Annotated in this window: 13 protein-coding genes and 1 pseudogene; 8 read left to right on the forward strand and 6 right to left on the reverse strand. The window is 55.1% G+C overall.

From position 1 onward, the window contains the following. The first annotated feature begins 226 nt into the window (after nt 1-226). The 7 genes and pseudogenes from WS96_RS33555 to WS96_RS34355 all read left to right on the forward strand — a co-directional run bounded on the left by WS96_RS33555 (nt 227) and on the right by WS96_RS34355 (nt 8,736). Nucleotides 227-1,564: a hypothetical protein gene (locus tag WS96_RS33555; protein ID WP_156443581.1), complete on the forward strand. Its 1,338-nt coding sequence runs from the start codon at nt 227-229 to the stop codon at nt 1,562-1,564. Nucleotides 1,565-2,407: 843 nt separating this feature from the next. Then, nucleotides 2,408-2,836: a helix-turn-helix domain-containing protein gene (locus tag WS96_RS34845; protein ID WP_040142622.1), complete on the forward strand. Its 429-nt coding sequence runs from the start codon at nt 2,408-2,410 to the stop codon at nt 2,834-2,836. Between the two features lie 467 nt (nt 2,837-3,303). Beyond that, nucleotides 3,304-3,867, forward strand: a complete 564-nt coding sequence (locus tag WS96_RS31850) for a TnsA endonuclease N-terminal domain-containing protein (protein WP_218920979.1) — start codon at nt 3,304-3,306, stop codon at nt 3,865-3,867. Continuing rightward, complete coding sequence (locus WS96_RS31855) at nt 3,830-5,824, forward strand: Mu transposase C-terminal domain-containing protein (RefSeq protein ID WP_082720190.1); 1,995 nt, start codon at nt 3,830-3,832, stop codon at nt 5,822-5,824. The genes WS96_RS31850 and WS96_RS31855 overlap by 38 nt, the downstream gene beginning before the upstream one ends. A gap of 12 nt (nt 5,825-5,836) precedes the next feature. Further along, on the forward strand, nt 5,837-6,832 hold the full coding sequence (locus WS96_RS31860) for a TniB family NTP-binding protein (protein WP_082720191.1): 996 nt from the start codon (nt 5,837-5,839) through the stop codon (nt 6,830-6,832). After that, nucleotides 6,829-7,191: pseudogene (locus tag WS96_RS34850) on the forward strand (TniQ family protein); the annotation flags it as partial. The gene WS96_RS31860 and the pseudogene WS96_RS34850, both read left to right, overlap by 4 nt. 867 nt (nt 7,192-8,058) lie before the next feature. Then, the gene (locus WS96_RS34355) at nt 8,059-8,736 is read left to right on the forward strand and encodes a hypothetical protein (protein WP_257127938.1); all 678 of its coding nucleotides are present in this window, start codon (nt 8,059-8,061) and stop codon (nt 8,734-8,736) included. Between the two features lie 31 nt (nt 8,737-8,767). Here the strand turns inward: WS96_RS34355 and WS96_RS05200 are convergent, their stop codons facing one another. The 6 genes from WS96_RS05200 to WS96_RS31875 form a co-directional block, all read right to left on the reverse strand. Next, nucleotides 8,768-9,055, reverse strand: a complete 288-nt coding sequence (locus WS96_RS05200) for a CopG family ribbon-helix-helix protein (RefSeq protein ID WP_038764571.1) — start codon at nt 9,053-9,055, stop codon at nt 8,768-8,770. 1,266 nt (nt 9,056-10,321) lie between these two features. Further along, complete coding sequence (locus WS96_RS31870; protein ID WP_257127939.1) at nt 10,322-10,654, reverse strand: MbcA/ParS/Xre antitoxin family protein; 333 nt, start codon at nt 10,652-10,654, stop codon at nt 10,322-10,324. A 266-nt stretch (nt 10,655-10,920) separates the two neighbouring features. Further along, nucleotides 10,921-11,838 (reverse strand): plasmid partitioning protein RepB C-terminal domain-containing protein, encoded by a 918-nt coding sequence (locus tag WS96_RS05205; RefSeq protein WP_038764694.1) that lies wholly within the window; start codon nt 11,836-11,838, stop codon nt 10,921-10,923. Beyond that, nucleotides 11,835-12,737, reverse strand: coding sequence for a ParB/RepB/Spo0J family partition protein (locus tag WS96_RS05210; protein WP_059831069.1), 903 nt, complete (start codon nt 12,735-12,737; stop codon nt 11,835-11,837). The genes WS96_RS05205 and WS96_RS05210 overlap by 4 nt, the downstream gene beginning before the upstream one ends. Continuing rightward, nucleotides 12,734-14,347: a recombinase family protein gene (locus tag WS96_RS05215; protein ID WP_059831079.1), complete on the reverse strand. Its 1,614-nt coding sequence runs from the start codon at nt 14,345-14,347 to the stop codon at nt 12,734-12,736. The genes WS96_RS05210 and WS96_RS05215 overlap by 4 nt, the downstream gene beginning before the upstream one ends. Nucleotides 14,348-14,464: 117 nt before the next feature. Next, the gene (locus WS96_RS31875) at nt 14,465-14,908 is read right to left on the reverse strand and encodes a hypothetical protein (RefSeq protein ID WP_059473586.1); all 444 of its coding nucleotides are present in this window, start codon (nt 14,906-14,908) and stop codon (nt 14,465-14,467) included. Between the two features lie 1,324 nt (nt 14,909-16,232). Here WS96_RS31875 and WS96_RS05220 point away from each other — a divergent pair. Then, nucleotides 16,233-16,529 (forward strand): hypothetical protein, encoded by a 297-nt coding sequence (locus WS96_RS05220; RefSeq protein ID WP_156443582.1) that lies wholly within the window; start codon nt 16,233-16,235, stop codon nt 16,527-16,529. Nucleotides 16,530-16,850 lie beyond the last annotated feature (321 nt).

Genomic DNA, 16,850 nt, shown 5'->3' on the forward strand with positions numbered 1-16,850 from the left:
GGTTGGCCCATTAATGACTGGCAGGCTCATCAATGTAGCCGTGGACTTGTCCATCGTCGGTCTCCTCCAGGACCGGCTTCGGCCCGGGGCAAAAGAATGGGGCTGCGCACAAGCTTGCCTACTCACTCGCTGGCCCATGCCACTTGCCGATGTAATCTGCCCTGGATTTACCAAAGCCGTTGAATTCAAAATTCCCTAATTTCGGTGTAGTTCGGAGAATCAATTCGTGAAAAAGCGCGAAGAAGTCTCGTTTATTGGCTACGGGGGATTTATTCTCACGTTCGAGCCCGCGCGGACTGAGAGAATCGCGGAGATTCTGGCGGAGTACGGGGAAGTGTCTGAGTCTTTTTCCGCAGAGGACTGGGCATTCGAACGATGCGAACTGGTATTTCTTGTCCGTCGAAACCCGGGCGCAGTGATATTCGCTGCCACGCTGATGACACGAATGAGAGGGAGCGGAGGTACGAGGCGAGTCAAGATGCGTCTAAGCGACGCTTTGATCTTTAAAGAGCCAATTTCGATTCATGAGGCAGACAACAGCAATGGATTCATTGCGAAGATCTCGACGGCTGAACAACTGCAGCGTATTGACGCGCACACATGGGCAGCACTTATAGATCTAGTCAAAAGACTACGTCCGAAACACGCGCAGGAGCTCGATCGACTCGTCGAACGACGATTGGAAGAGCGTCGACTGCTTGGAAACGACAATCGTATAACCCGGCTTACAGAACAGCGAGATGCCGTCGGACTATGCTTTGATATTGCCGGTCTAGACAGAAGGGCGATTTTTCGGTCTGGAAACGCATCGCGTGCGAACAGTGCCAGTTCCGTGTTGGACCTTTTGGATGCTCAACCCATCTCTGAACGCTCCCTCATTGAGCAAGACGCAAGGGCTTTCCAAACCGTGTTTGCGACAGGGGGCGCGACGGGAGAATTTGTCGGGCCGGCTGGCCGAAACGTTAGAACATACGTTACAGATGCGACACCTATCGAGACCGCCACAGGTGTGGATCTCCTAATTTTCCAAGAGCAATACTACAGCTTCCTGATGCTTCAGTACAAAGGGATGCAGAAAGACGTTGTCGTACCTGGTTGGAGCTACCGCGTCGATGGGAGCAATCTCGATCACCAAATTTCGGCGATGAAGCGGATTCGTTCAGCTTCGTCCATCCCCGCGGGAAATGGGGAATTGAGAGATCTGCGGCTCAACGATGAGCCTTTTTATTTCAAATTTTGCGAGCGTACGAGACCAGATGCGAGTGACGATAGTTTGATTGCCGGGATAACGATGAGCGCTCCACATGTTGAGCATTTTCTCAAACTTCCCGAAGCGACAAAGCAAGGCCACGGCCGTCGAATCGGTTACGAAAACTGCCCGCGATACTTCAATAATTCAGAATTTGTTACTTTGGCTCGTTCGGGGTGGATCGGGTGCGGTGCGCCAACCACGAACCTGATGGCGGCGATACTTGCCGCTCGTGATAGCGGGCGCTCGGCGATCCTCGCGGTAATCGGAGGTCCGTCTGACCTCCGTGCGTCAGATCGAGGCCGGCGCATTTGAGCTAAGGCGTAATAGTCGGAGCGATTGGACCTTTAAAAAACAAACTATCAATCGATTGGGTAACTCTTGGTCGCCGCATTGGAGGGCCCACCACCAGTTGAGGAGGTCCACTCACTTTCCCGGGACCATATGCCCGGACCGAATGTGGCGCACCTTGATCAGCATAGTGCGCTTGGCCGACACGAACAAGCTTCCCGCAGCGTACATGCCGCTACGAGGGGCACGCATACCGCGGAACAAAGTCCAGGCTGGTAAGCCCTGTTCCCTGTGTTCTGTCGCCGAGCATAGATCAGCTATAGCGCAGGAGTAACCGTTCGTTCGCGGGGACGCAACGCAACTTCCACGCCCTATCCGGCCGCCCCAGTCTCAAGCGAACGACGCTATGTAGCGCAGTAAGTCTCCGACACTAGATGCTCAACAGCCTCGTAGTCGAAGGCTGGCCGCGGCTCATTGCGATACCCAAAGAGCGTGTTCCGTACGGCGTTAGAGATATCGGTTGCGCGCCCCCAAAGGAACTTCTGCGCACTTTCGGAGCATTGCTATGCAGCTAGCCCTCTGCTCGAAGGGACGTATCCCAGCCCGTGAAGCATGAAATTTAGTGCACTTGCTCTAAATAGACCTCCGTCAAGACGCGATCTATTCGCGCTCGTCGTCGGGTGAAAAAGAGCGAGCTATCGCTGTCCCCCAAGCCTGGCTTCCGATTTGACCAACCAAAGCTTATCAAAAATTATCGTATACACCTGTATATACGATAATTTCACTCAAAAAAAGCACTTCATTCACTTTTTTCACCATTCCACTATCATCTTTGGGTGATTCCAACGACCTCACCCGAGGAAAGCATTGAGCCCCTTTTCCGAACGACTTCGGGCGCTGCGACTCCGTTACGGAGTGCGCCAAAAGGACCTGGCCGAAGCAATGGGCTTCGAACAGAGCTACGTATCTGCCTTGGAACTTGGGATAAAGGGGCCGCCTTCACGCGACTTCGTTGACCGTCTCGCAAGATATCTTCGACTCTCTGCCGATGAGCTCGCTGGCCTACTGAGCGAGCTGGAAGCATCTCGGCGTCACTACACCATTCCCCAAACAGCTTCGTCGGACGCATATCGCCTGTGCGGCGAGCTTTGGAGGGAGCTGGATCTACTGAGCGATGCTCAGATCCGTGTCATGAGGGAGTTGATTGAGACGTGGCGCAGAGGCACCGTCACGCTCGGTGAGCGACCAGTGCTCGGCCGCGTCATCAGAAAAGACAAGGAGGGCGCAGAAATGTAAAAAGCGGAACAAACCCGAAGGTCTGCCCCGCTTGGTGGAGAGCTGAACGCTGCTCCGTGGTCGCACTCGTGAGTGTCTTCTCCTCCCCCCTCGTCGTCAAGCCGTCCTTCGGGCTCATCGCACCGGTTTGCTGTGGATAACGCCCACGGCAGGATGTAGCTACGCCCTCAAATTGGTGCTTTTTTTTGAATCCGCTGTCCGAGCGGACAGCCTTTCTTTTGCCCTGAATCATGAAAAAGACGACGACACCTCGTAGGCCAGATGCCAGCAAGAGGCTCGGCAAGTTATTCCATCTCGAAATATCGCGTAGCAAGCTTCGAGAGGTACACCGCTCCCGTTCAGTCCGGCCGAAACAACCGGCTGCTCCCACAGATGGGCCGGTTCGAGACGTAGCGACAAGATCAGGCCCGTTCGTCCGAGGACTTTTCCCCTCGCGCAAGAACAGTCGCCAGGTCGCGCACGAAGAGATGCTAGAAGGCGATGCGGTTTTACTGTTCGAGATGTCTCCATTGATCAGGTCGTACAGGGAGCAACCCGAACGCGTCTATTACCCTGACGGCGATCGGACCCGAAGATATACGCCCGACTATGAGATCGAAACCATTTCCGGCCAACGCATCCTTGTCGAGATCAAACCGGCAAACCGGCTGAACGCGCCACAAACACGAAGGAAATTTGATCTCATCGAAGCGCATCTCGATCGCACCGGCCGTGCATTCGCGATTCTTACGGATAAGTCGATCCGACAGAAACCTCGTCTCAACAACCTTCGTCTGCTCTGGCGCAGCGCTCCGCTAACTCCTATGAGCTACGACGAGATTCGTCGTGCCGTCCGTCTCCTCCATGTCAACGACGTTCGATCTTTCGACGATGCGATAAGCGTCATTGGTCGCAACGCAGTATCAGGACTGTTGATGCTTGGATACCTGACATGCTCACTCGACAGCGAAATCAATAGGACTACCGATATTTTTATTCATACGGAGAATCAAAATGCGTGGTTTTTCATTGAAGCTGAACGCCGCTTTTAGGCTCGACGGCGCCCCGGTTCGCATCGCACGGATCCTCGACGACGGCAAAGTCTTTCTAGACGCCGAGGTCACTGGTGAGCTGCTCCAAACATCAAAGCAAGAGTTGCTCGATGCTTACGTGGCGAATCGAATCGTTGTCGCTGACGGGGTCAACCAGGGCCAAGCTGTGACCAACGAGCAGGACGCACTCCTTCGATACGGCCGGCCGTTTTCCCAGCTCAGCCCCAAGTTGCAGGAAGACGCACTACGTCGGAAACACTATGTTGATCAATTCCTGGAGTATGGCCGGCCAGCTCTGACTCCGAAGACACTTGCTCCGTTGATAAAAGAGTTCGCTAAGTCATACAGAAGCGCCAACGGCGACGGTGATCCCGCACCGCCAAGCCCGTCGGCTGTTTATCGCTGGTACCGTTCCTATCATCGCTCAAAAGATACAAGGTCGCTCGTTCCACGCACCGACTTACGTGGACCGCGACATCCGCGCACCGACGCACGTGTCGTCGACCTGTTCATGGAAAGCCTCGTCGAAGCCGCCGACAAGGTACCCGCGTGGTCGATCGGTGACGTGGAGACACGGTTAGTAAAAAAACTCGATCTCGAAAACTTCTCCCGACCTCTATGCGACCATCTGCGGTGCCCAAGCAAGTCCACGCTGTATCGATTGTTCGACAGGGTCGATGAATACGACGTCGCCATTCTCAAGGAGGGGAAAGCAAGCGCCGACAGGCGCTTCAAGATCACGAAGACTGGGGTACCTGTTACTCACATTCTTGAGCGCGTTGAGATCGATCACACACCGGTCGATGTCTTCCTTGTCGACGACAGAACGGGACTACCCTGCGGCCGGCCCACCGTCACGATGCTGTTGGACAAGTTTAGCCGAATGCCATTGGGATATTCGATTGGCTACGACGATGCGTCGACGCTGGCCGTGATGCGCGCCCTAAAAAACGCGATCCTGCCGAAAAAACCTTGCGCTTCAGTGATGCCCGGCCTTACCGTCAAACACCACTGGCGACCGTACGGCAGAATTGACTGTCTTGTATGCGACAACGGCTCGGAGTTTCACAGCGACTCGCTCAAGGCGGCATGCTTCGATTTAGCAATAAGAATTCTGTACTGCCCGCCTCGGCAACCTAGATTTAAAGGTGCCATCGAACGCTTTCTCAAGACGTTCAACTACGGGTTCGCGCACAAGCTACCAGGCACAAGTTTCGCCAAGTTCTATCAGCGCGGAGACTACGATCCCCTGAAGCATGCAGTGTTCACGGTCGGCGAATTTACTCATGCTCTCGAGAAATGGATCCTAGATATATATGCGCAGTCACCGCATCGCATGATAGGTACGACTCCGTGGCAGAAATGGTGTGAAGGTGAATTGAACGTAGAACTGCAGCTTCCACCGCGAGCAGAAGATATCGCCGTCAACCTTGGCTTAGAGACTGAACGGCGCTTAGGAAAAAGCGGCATCCATCTACACTATCTGTACTACTCCAGTGACGATCTGCAACCGATCATCGATACGTATGGTCCTGGAATATCGGTCAGAGTGACATACGACCCAGATGATATTGGAACAATCTGGGTTTGGGCTCCGGATTCCCCGGATCGCATACTCGTACGTGCGAACCTCTACGAGTATGCCAACGGCCTCAGACTCTCACAACACAAGCTGATTCGGCTCGCCCTACTTGAACAGCAGAAGAATGATTGTGTGCTTGAGAACCTCATGCAAGCTCGTATTGAACTCATGGAGTCCATCGATAAGCTATTGTCCTCCCGCAGCGTGCGGACACGTCGCAAGGCCGCCAAAACGCTGGGAGTTAACGGCGATCGACCAACCGGAAATCTACATCAACTCGTGAGCGTGCAACCTTCGCGACCCAAAGTCCAACGCGAAACGGTCATGCCGAAAGCGCCGAAACGTTTTGAGAGCCGCCCACGTAGATCGCTATAACAAGGAGGTTTTATGCCCGCCAATCGTAAAAAATCAACTTCGCACTACGATTTAATTGCGAAATTCGAATCCCAGACAATCATGTTTCCAGAATTCGATCATGCATACAAACGTATCAAAGATCTTCTAGATTATTATCGAGAATCCGGCCATCAAAAATCTCTAGTCATTCTAGGAGACACTGGAACTGGAAAGTCGACGCTGTGCAAACTCATTGGAGAAGAATATCCGTCCCTTACGCGCGACAACCGGGATATCGTCCCAGTGCTCTACATCAGCCTACCGGAAAATCCAACTCCGTCCGCCGTGGTGTCGACCGGACTTCAAGTTCTGCATGATCCAGCGCCGTTCCATGGAACTACTCCAGCTCGAACCCACCGTCTCCTGACGCTGATGAAGCAATGCGGCGTCGAGTTTACGCTTGTTGACGAAATTCAACAGACGCTGGATAGGAGCAGAGCCCCCGGCCTGTATAAAGTTGGCGACTGGATCAAGAATTTGTTCGATGCGTCAGGTAAGCCGATGGCACTATTTGGGGCTCCGAGATCGAAGTTGTTGCTTCAGACCAACGAGCAGTTACGTCGGCGCTTCAGCTCGACGTTCACTCTCGAGAACATGGGCATCACGACGGCCGCCGAGATCGAAGATTTTGTCGGGCTTGTGGCAACGTTGAATGACAATCTTCCGGTCAAATGCTCGCTAGATCTTCAGTCATACGAAGTTCTTGAACGACTACATTGTGCAACAGACGGCCGTATCAGCTACCTGATCAAGCTTTTTAGCGGCGGACTCGAGCGCGCTCTACGAGGAGCGATGACAACGATTGACGTCGGCATTCTCGAGCAGACGTTTTCGGAGGAGATTTGGGACGAGGGAATCGGCGCCCTGAATCCGTTCAATCCGAATTTCTGCTTCCGTCGCTTGGACAAGGCGGGTGAGCCATTTTTTAGCGGACTCGCAGGAGAGAAGGGGCCTGTCAAGAATCGCTCGAAACGGAGGGACATATGAGTCAATTTCGGTTACCTGTTCGCGGGCGTCCTTATCCGGACGAGAGCGCAAGCGACTATCTCGGGCGAATAGCGTCCCTCAACGGCTACCGGAGCAGCCGCCAGCTCTTTTGCGGTGCCTTGTCTCATCTAGAGTGCACGATTGAAAATCTGGCGATGCTTTGTGGGTGCACGCGGGACGAATTGTCGCAAGCTGACGCACCATGGCCGAAGTGGATCGGCGGCAGTGCGACATTCCAGCGGTCTCATATTCGCACCTGGATCAACTACCAACGGCAGCGGTGGTGCCCAGAGTGCCTACGTGACGCGCCGTACATGCGTTCCGCGTGGTCCTTCAAACTAGTCGTAGCCTGCCCTCATCACCAAGTAATTCTCCGCGAAACGTGTGACCGCTGCGGGCAAACCCAACCGCCTTCGTCAGCGAAATTCCTCGCGTGCGACTGCGGAAGGGCGTTCACCGATATGTCGAGCGAAATCACAGACGACTCCGTGGTGAATATCATGAGATTTTGCTATCGGAGAGTTCCTGGAAGGAGCACGTTGGATGGTCCGCTCGCGCGTCTATCGCCGTTGAATACGTTGCAACTGATGTATGCGCTCTCGGCAGTCATTCCTAGCTTTGCAAAATCAACGCCTGGCATTCTCGCCGGGCAGCATGACCTTCGAGTTGCAACCAAATACGTGCAGCAATGCGCAATACTATTGAACGACTGGCCCAATGGATTCCGTGCGCTTCTTCGGAGCTATCTGGATAGAGAGTCTGAGACCAGTATCCGACGTCGGTTCAGTCCACTCTATCACGTGCTGTACCGCGTCCTTGACGACAGGCGGTACGATTTCCTCAGAAGGGAGTTCGAATCTCATCTCAACGGACATTGGTACGGGTCCATCGATGGCAGGCATCGGTGCTTTGATCGAACACTCGAGGCACACAACGTGGCAGCAGGGAATGAAATCCGCTCGACATTAAGACGTTCTCGCCAGAAGCTACGACATCTGATTGAAACCGGCTTCCTCGATGGCCGGGTCCTAAAGAGTCCATCTGGCCGATCATTTCTGGTGGCTCAGCGAAGCAATGTGCTTAGCGCCGCATCGAGGTTAAATAGTTCACTCTCGTTGAGATCGGCAAGCCAGCAGCTCTGTATCAGTAAGAGGAGACTGCGCCTTCTTCTAGACGTGAATTTGATACGCCACGAGCCGCGTTGTCGGGTCGACCGAGGAAACTGGATGATTCCTCGAGACGAAATAGATAGATTGTCAAATCTGCCTATAGATCAGGATTGCATAGTAAACGAGAGTGGAACTTGGACGATGGCACATGTGCTACGCCACCTATGTCGCGCTAACGATACCTTTCTTGTGGTGATGAGGGCCGTACTTAGCGGACAGCTACGCTGTGTCGGGCGGGCTGTCGGCATGCGGGGAATTTGTGCTTTCCTTGTCGATAAGGCTGAGACGAAATGGGTAATCGCCAACGCCGGTCAACTTCCCAGTGATGGACTAACCGCTCAAGCCGTTGCACGGCGGCTAGCCATCAAAGAAGAGGTGGCCTACCACTTGATCCGATCCGGCATTCTGGGAAGCGCCAAATACAGGCAGAATGGGCGCATGCTCCAACTTGTGTCCGAAGCGAATTTGCACGAGTTCGAGGAGCGCTATGTCTCGCTCGTGTCGATAGCCATGCGGCATGCGACCTCCACCCAGGCCGCCCTATCGTGGCTCGGCAAAAGTGGAACACGTCCTATCACCGGCCCCTCAATTGATGGCAGCAGGCAGTATTTCTTTCTCCGCTCCGACATTTCTGCTGGTCTCTCTACGACATCTACGTGCCTTCAAGGTCATCTGTTCGATGTTGATTCAGATGCCGCAGGACCATTGAGAATGGAGACCGAACCTGTGAAATGATATGAACTTCTGGCATCCGGAATGGATGCCATTATTTCGCCACATCAAGCCGGCGACGTGCCGTAGCACGACGCGCTGCGAACTTGGCGTCGACTTGGGAAGCCGACTCCAAATTGCCAGTGTCGGCGGAGGCACGCGACCGTTCGACCTTGGCGCTCAGCCATGCGTCGTATTCCTCTGTTTTTTGTTGCTGCTCGACGTAGTTCCGCATGAAGTCGCGCAAGAGCTGAGCGCCCGTTCTATCATTGGCCTTCGCCGCGGTGGAGAACGCCATTTTCAGGGCATCATCGACCCGAAACGTAAAAGTTGTTTCGCTCATAGTGATACCCTTTTTTGTTACAGAATACGTGCATGGTAGCACCTCCGTCGGTAGCCTCAGGCGGCCCAATTTGTGTATTGCCGACAGGTCATGCTGCCTCCCCAACCGTAATTCTTGAGGCACCGCCGTGCGCGCAAATGTCTCTATCAAGTCCGATGGTACGGTCAGTCATAGAAGTCGAGAGGAGATCTAAGACCCCAATTTATTGATCAGGATGGTATATAGGATATTTTTCGACCAGAAAACACGAGCTTATCGTTGTTCAGTGATTTATCGCGAGATTCAGGTGCCATGTCGCACGGCGACTCAAGTCAAAATTCAGCTTGGCACTTTCGAAATGCCGGCCTATATTCTCCCTGGAACGTGAAGAACAGGGGAGCCTCAGCAAGGTTTTATTTGTAAAGCAATCAATGGCCGGGTCGACAACCGGCATAGGATGAAAACCGCAAGAGTGACGTTCAGGCTCAGAAATTGCGAGAATGATGCGTCGTTCATCACATGCGAGGCATTGAAAAGGTCGATCGGGCCATTCACCGAGAAACAACTTGCGCAACTCCGCGATGCGCGCGCAAGCAGAAGTCACGATGGCTAGCCAAGCTTGGGCCCATAGGTACCACGCACCCGAGCAACACGGGCGGCGAAGCTGGAAAGGGATCACGGCTGAGCGTCAGCGTTTTTCGGTAACCGGCCTCATATCGTAGTTATCTTAAGCATTCCGTATGTGAGCGAAATGGAATGGGCACTATAAATTCTGAGGTCTACGAGTGCTTTCACTGCGGATGCGCGTTCCGAACGACCATTTTTGAGGTGATTCGGGAGATGGACCGCGTGCACTTTGAGACGGATCCACCCATGGTCGAAGTACGAGAGGCCGAAGGACTGGAGTGCTATTGCTCACGTACATGCCTAGATGCCCACGCACCCATTATCATGGCTCGCGAAAGAACACCAATCTCACACCCCGGTATTGGTCCTGTAGAGGTTTGCGCGCGATGCCAAGGCCCTGTCGACATGACCCGATTCCATCTGACCTATCTTGCTAGCGCTGCTATGAACGAAGGCTTCTCAATGCGGGTCCTTGAAATCGACTACCTAGCTGTTGTCTGTGACCAGTGCTCGGGCATCGCCTCGTCACAAGCAAAGAGTTTTTTCGAGGCCACTACAAGTTCGTGATTTGGATGTAGTGGATAGTGGACAGACCACACCGAAGACTTGTAGGTGCCGGTGAAACTCGCGCTGTACCACGCGATGAGAGAGTTCGACGCTTTACCAGTATGCACCGGTTTGGGCACTCGCCAGCATCCGAGAAACTAGATCAATACCTTCAGCGTTGCCCAGATACTCTATGGGCAATCGATTATCGAGAGCCGGTACCGGAGTGCGTAGCCAGTCGCTTAGCCACGATCGAGCGTCGAACCCTGCAGGATTGCCCGATTCGTCAACCATCCTTTGAACCTGAGCGGTAAGCATGTCCATTACATCCGGTGAGATGTCTTGCTGATGGTTGTCGGGAAATTGATCCTTCCCTTCGCTCATATCCTTAACAGCCATTTCAATGCCTTTCCATGAGTTCGCATTGGTTGAGTTCAATGCTGTCACACGACCTAGCCCGAATTTTGACCTGATGGCACACGTCCACACGAGGGGTACACGGATTGGATACCCCCAGCATAGACACACCGGTCCGTGTAAGCAAGGATCGCGACCGTCGAGTTCGTCGATCTGTCGAGATACCCACTAGCATCGATGGCCAACTCGGCAAACTATTTATGAACCAAATTTCGACGGCGGCCGGCACACCACTCGACCCCAAAACCGGATTTGAGAATTGAGACGTACCCGCAATTCAATATGGAATCCGAATCTTATCCTTCTACTCCTTGGTCCGCTGGCTCGAGTCTATTTTGATCCAAAGTGACCGTATCAACGATCGCCTCAAGCTCTGATACCAGATCAGCCTGATTCTGTTGCAGATACATCCGCACGGACTCATTTTCCAGCAATCGAGCCAGGTAGCCCTTTGCCAGCACAAGATTGAGCACGTCCTGTCCATAAGTCTCCTCGACCACCTTGTACTGTCCCTGCAGATTGCTCATCTCCCGCTCCATCTTCGCCATCTGCTCAGGACTTACGCCCGCAAGCTTCTTGGGCTTCTTCCCTTCGATCAACCTTGAGGCCGGTGTTGCAACGAGCAACGCTTCAGCGTACGAGACAGACAGGTTGTTCGCTGCCACCATCAGTTCGACGCACTCGACCTGTCGCGTCGGTTTCATCTTGCGTAGCGCTCGTGCGAGCTCCGGCGAAAACTGCCGGTCCTTCAGCAGCTCAGTCGCTTCAGCACAGATTCCGTCCAGCAATGCCATCCTCTTGATGATCTGCGACACGTCGACGGACAGCGCCTTCGCGAGTCGCTCCGGGGACACACCTCGTTCGACGGCCCGACGAATCATGAAGTGCTCCTGGATAGTCGAGAGTCGATTGACGCGGTTGTTGTACGTGTAGCTTTCATCGTCCGTGGCAACAAGGCACGAGACGGTGTTGAACTGGAGCTCCTGCAACGCGATCAGTCGCAGATGCCCATCGAGCAGGACGTGGTTGCCCGATGCTTGGTCGACCGGCGTCACCGAAAGCGGCTCGATCAAACCCACCTCTTCGATGGAGCTTCTGATCTGCTTGAACTTGCGCGAAATCATCATCCCGGCAGGTGTGCGCCGTGACGGCAGGATGTTCGTGATCGGAACGGACAGTGGTTCCGGAATGAATCCAAGTGCTACGCCGGTCATGCTGGACTCCCACTCGGCCATACACGTTCCGCCAGATACTTCGGCAACGTCGCCAGCTCCTCAGCGCGCAGCAGGTTGACGAAGTTCTCGTCGGCAAATAGCTGCCTGAGGGCGCCGACAACGAACAGCAACCGCTGCTGCGTAAACTCTGCCTTGCGCACCATCGCTTTCTGCCGCTCAACTTCATGCTGATACGTTCGGACAAGGCTCGATGTGGTCACGTCCATCACCTTGCGCGTCATGTTTCGATTCGCCGTTCGGCCGAGCGCTTTCCTCCGCTCGATGACGCGCCGAGCATCCATCAGCTGACGCCCGCGCAATCTCCCCGATTCATATGCCTCCTGCAGTGCCGCTTGGATCGCCTCATCGTCGTCGCCGGCACCAACAATCGATAACGCTGCATTCAGTGGAATTCGGCCTTTCTCCACTGCGATCACGAGTCGCTCCTCACCCTGATGCAGAAGCGTCAAGATCCCCTGCACATAGTGCTGCGTGAGGCCCGTCTTCTCGGCGATCGCCTTCGGTGCGTATCCGCGGTCCTGCAGTTCGCGAATTCCGGCGAGCAACTCGAGCGGTCGGCATTGCCGTCTCGCGATGTTCTCCGTCAGGCTCATGATGAACGCGTCTTCGTCGCTCACGCTCACCACCAGCGCGGGTATCGTCGTTTCACCGAGCGATCGGAACGCCTTCAGTCGTCCCTCCCCACAAACGAGCAGATACTTCTCCACGCCACTTGCGGTTGCCCGTGGCGTGACCAGAATCGGTTTCTTCAGGCCAATCGTCTTGATGTTGCTGACGATTTCATCGAAGACGCGACCATTGCGCTCGCGAGGATTGATCACCTCGATCTGGCTGATGGGGATCATCCGAACCTCACCGGGCTGGTCGCGCTGAGTCATGCTCTTCTCCTCAGCCGAGCACGCTGTGCCATACCGTATAAGTAGTCCAGCGTGTCAAAGCGATAGCTCTCGAACTCGATCGGATTCCAGTCCGCGAGGCTGATACGAGGCTGCCAAAAGTCGATGTGCGGCAGCAGGTAGTAGTCGAGCGCAGTCGAGTTGCTCTGGTCCAGCCTGACTGCCACGGTGATATCCGGCAGCAGGCTCGTGTCGAACCGTACCTTCCAGCGGTTACGGCCGCTGCCGCGAACCTGACACCGTGACAGCACGATGCAGGCAGTGAACTCCCTATTCACGGTCAGCAGGTCCGTCGCCGGATCACGCGACACGGTCCCGCCGAGATCCGCGATCTTTTTTTCCGTCTCGGCAACGATCTCTGGATGCAGTTGCCGAATGAAGCGATTCGTTTCGATATAACGATAGTCACGGCCCGGCGTGAAGCCAACCGTCTGGTACGCACGAATCAAGCTGCCGAAGCGATATACATAAACCGAGGTGGACGGCATGCCCTCCGTTTCGTCGATCACGACGCCCGATAGAAAGCCTCGGCTTCGGTACAGATTTCGCAGACGCTCGATAAGCTCCTCACTCGAGTAGCGCCGGGCGCGCGCCCGCATGATGCCCTGCGCTGTATAGAACGTTTCGCTCGGCACGATCGGTTCGAACGCACCCTCCTTGCGTATCCACATCTCCGACGGATTGGTGACACGAGATTTCTTCAGCTTGAACGACACACGGTTGTAGACGTTGTTGCCGATGTACTTTTCGTTGGTCAGCACCTCCCGAATAGTTGCTCGTGTCCAGGGACGCCCAAGGTCCGTCTGAACGTTCATGCCGTTCAAGCGTGCGGCGATCTCGTGCTCATTGAGTGACTCATTGATGAACCAGTTGTAGATGAGGTTGACGATACGCACCTCGCTGTCCGGGCCCGGCATCAGAATGACGCGGTCCGTCTGCAGGCACTTGTGTTGGCCGCGTTGCAATTCCCCCTTCATGAGGCCATGCTCGTCCACCAGGATCCGGCGTAACGCGTAGCCTGCCGGGCCGCCTTGCCGGAAACCGAGCTCGATCAACCGGCACTGACCCGCGAAGACTTTCGCTGACAACTCGCGGCTGTACTCACCGGCCATCGCACGCTTCACACCTTTAACGATCGTCGAAACTGGCGAGCCGTCGTTCTCGAACTGTTCGGCGCAATAGGCAACCTGGATGCCAGCGCGCCGGCAGATGTACTCGTAATAGGCACTTTCGTCTGCATCCTGGAATCGTCCCCAGCGGCTTACGTCGTAGACGAGGATCACCTGGAAATCGGCCATGCCGGTTTCCACGTCCCGGATCAGCTGCTGCAGCGCTTGGCGCCCATCGATACGCAAACCGCTTTTACCCTCGTCGGCGTAGGTCCGCACGATCTCGAGATCGCGACGAGCAGCGTAGTCGCGAATGCGATCACGCTGATTCTCCGTCGAGTATTGCTGATGCTCCGTCGACATCCGGACGTATTCAGCAGCCCGCATTCTGCAGGCCTGCTCGTCAACGGATTCGCATGTGCAATCGAGGTCCACGATCCAGCTCCCACTGGCAACCGCCCCTCGCTGCGCCATCCCCGACATCAACTGGGGATTTATATCGGCGAACGCGTCGCGCCTTGCAATGACGTCGAATGCGAGCGAGTACACAGCCAAGGTAGCAGGCCATAGACCCTTGTCGTACACGTCATCTCTTTGCAATCACGCCGGAACAGGCCTCGGCTCAGATAGCACGGCGATGTGCACCGTCCACGCGTTCATCTTTGCAACGCCGGCCTCAACCGCGTTGCGCAGGATGTAAAACCCAGATGCCAGCGGGCGATGGGCCGGCCACACGTCCATGTTTGCAACAGCACTAGCAGTGCGCTGCGCATTTCGTCGTCGCTGCATCGCGCAATTGCGATCGCGATAGGCCGGGTGCGTCTCGCGGTAGTGCCGCCAGTAGTCCGGATGTCGGGCCCGCCAGCTGGCCTGGGCGCGGATCTGATTCTCGCGATAGTCGGGGTCGACTCGCATGCGCTGGTGCTGCCATGCACGCCGGCGAGCACGCTGGCACGCCTTGGCCGAGCAGAAGCGTTGATGCGGGATGTGCAAGAGCGGAGTGAAGGGTGCGCCGCAGCCAGCGCAGATCCGATCCGATTTCATGGTCGTGCTCCACAGAGGAATCGAAGTGGGGCCGGCCGTGTTCGGGGCCAGGGTCATTTGAAGCCAGCTCACGGGACGCGGCGTCCCACCCTCGCAGATTTTCCGCCGCTCGCGGTGCTTGTGCGATTCATGCCTATCAGGTCGACGCTCCGTCGGCGCGACGCACCGGGTGTAGCATGCAATTGCACTCCCAGCGGCTTCCCGCTGCATCGTAGTATTTAGGGCGCGACAGCCGTGCCGTATCCCGGTCAATCGCGCTAATCATATGGAGATATGAAGTGACTTCCGCGAAGCGCTCGATCATCGAGATCCAAGCCCCCTGATGGAAGTGGCGACGGGATTCTCCAGATACCTGATGGTGGCCCGGGTGGCGAGCTGAAGACGTGCTTGAACTTGATCTGGTCGCCAACCCCGGCTCAGCAGTGATGCGGAATCGTTATGCAGATTGTCGCCAAATTTCAAGACCGGATAAGTCATAACGCGACAGCCGCAGGACTAGATTTCAACAACGCTGGCTCATCCTCGAGCCTTGCCCCACGGGCCTCGCCGGCCCACCCTCGAGAGTTTTCACGTTTTATGACACATCCGTCCGATTTTTTCACTTTTTGCGAGACAAGGACTTGATGTTCGCGTTAGATTTAGTGAAAAAATCCAATAAAATCAATGGCGCACTTTTCACCAATTACCACCTTCTGCACCTGTAGTGTCGAAAGTCACTATTAGTGAAAAACGTCCCACGAATAGCGACAACCGCAGTCGCACTAAGTGAAAATTCTCGGAAGTTGTTTGGCGCGCATCGCACCTCTTTTCAGGCACCAGCCTTCTAGAGGTGCGGCGACCATCATAGCGTCAGATCCAGGCTCGAAGGTCAAGAAGTTGATCCATCCGCACCGTCATCAGGCATTCCACGTAGCTCCGATGATGGGACAGGAAGACTAATTTTGCCCGGGTACAGGATTGTCCATCTCCTTACGAAGCGCATCCCTACGCCTCACAAACAGAAAGCCGGTCTTGTGCCGGCTTTCTGTTTAGTGGCTCGTTCAATTGATCAAGCTCGCCCCGGGCGTCACAAATTCGTCGGCTCGCCATTCCGACAAAACTGAACATTGTGTTGTCGCGATTTACCTTGGAAGCGCGGAAAAGTCTCGCACAATTCGTGGCCGCACCCTTCCATTACTCCGATCCACGAATACGATCTGCCTCGCCGGTTCGGGGCCGAACGATACGTGTATGGGACGATTTGCCCCGTATATATAGATGCGATCAAACGGCAGGTTGGTCGCAATCCACTCGGCAACAGCATACATGCCCAAGCAAATCCACGTTGTATCGATTGTTCGACAGAGTCGATGAATACGACGTCGCTATTCTCAAGGACGGGAAAGCGAGCGCCGACAGGCGCTTCAAGATCACGAAGACCGGGGTACCCGTTACCCACATTCTTGAGCGCGTTGAGATCGACCACACACCGGTCGATGTCTTCCTTGTCGACGACAGAACGGGACTACCCTGCGGTCGGCCCACGGTCACGATGCTCCTGGACAAGTTTAGTCGAATGGCGTCACCGCAAAAAGCGCGGGCCGCATGGGCTGCCAAGCGGCTCATCATCACGCCGATGTGATCGGTGCATTGCCCATGGTGGGCGTCGCAAGTCACCATCGCTCAGGGAGCTCAGTACCCGAGACTCGATACCGTTAGTAACTGTGACAAGCGACGATTGCGACGCAAGCGCAGCGGGCCAGACACTCAGGTCCGCTGCCGTTTAGCCTGTCAGCACGAGCTGCAACCCATACCAGGCGCACCATACATTTCCGCCGCCCCAAATGCAAAAACCCCCGCCTGTTCGGGCGGGGGTTTCTGGCTTGAGGGAGCCTGACGATTACCTACTTTCACACGGGAATCCGCACTATCATCGGCGTAGAGTCGTTTCACGGTCCTGTTC

The sequence above is a fragment of the Burkholderia sp. MSMB1835 genome (assembly GCF_001526365.1).
In the GTDB taxonomy this organism is placed as follows: Bacteria; Pseudomonadota; Gammaproteobacteria; order Burkholderiales; family Burkholderiaceae; genus Burkholderia.